This window comes from Mycobacterium sp. UM_WGJ, from assembly GCF_000455125.1.
Classification (GTDB): domain Bacteria; phylum Actinomycetota; class Actinomycetes; order Mycobacteriales; family Mycobacteriaceae; genus Mycobacterium.
Window position 1 is genome coordinate 1 of record NZ_AUWR01000113.1, and the last position, 690, is coordinate 690.

At 67.8% G+C, this 690-nt stretch carries 1 protein-coding gene; it reads right to left on the reverse strand.

The window, feature by feature from the left end; all coding sequences use genetic code 11:
- Positions 1 to 690: HNH endonuclease signature motif containing protein (locus N416_RS0121115; protein WP_024444073.1), on the reverse strand; the 690-nt coding region annotated here is incomplete at both ends.

The following is a 690-nucleotide window of genomic DNA, read 5'->3' on the forward strand; positions in this document are numbered from 1 at the left end:
TCGTCGGGGTCGGTGCCGGCGGCGGCTTTCGGGAACCAGACGGCGTCGAGCGCGGTGCGTCGGGCTTGGCGGGCTTTGCGGTTCTGGTTGCGTTCGGTAGCGATACGGGCCGCGCGGTTTTGGGCGCGGGTGCGTCGCCGGCGGGGCATCATCGCGGTGCGGTCACCACAGCGGTCATCGTCGCGGTGCTTGGGTGCCGGCAGGTCCGCGGTGGGCGCACACAACTGCGGGAACAGCCACGAACTGCCCGGGGTGGTGACATAGGTCTGCCCCGACGGCGAGGTCAGGATCACCGTCCCATCGGGCAGTTGCTGATCCCGCCAGCCCCAGAAGGTTTTCACCAAATGATGGGTGCGGCAATAACATTTCAGATTCGACCCGTGGGTGGGTCCACCGTCGGCGTAGGCGATGGTGTGGTCCAGATCGCAGTCAGCCGCGGGGCGGTCACAGCCGGGCCAGCGGCACGTCAGGTCCCGGCACCGCACAAAATCAGCCAGTGCTTTCGAGGGCACATACCCCGGCTCCGGTGGCGCATCGGCGGGATGGAGCACCGTCACCAACCGGGCCGACTTGGCCAGCTCTGCGATCAACTCCGGCGGAATCAACGCACCGGCTCCGACAAACGAGCCCGGCGCATCCCCGGTGCCGTCCACGGTGGCCTGCTCGGCGATCACATGAATCATCACCGGC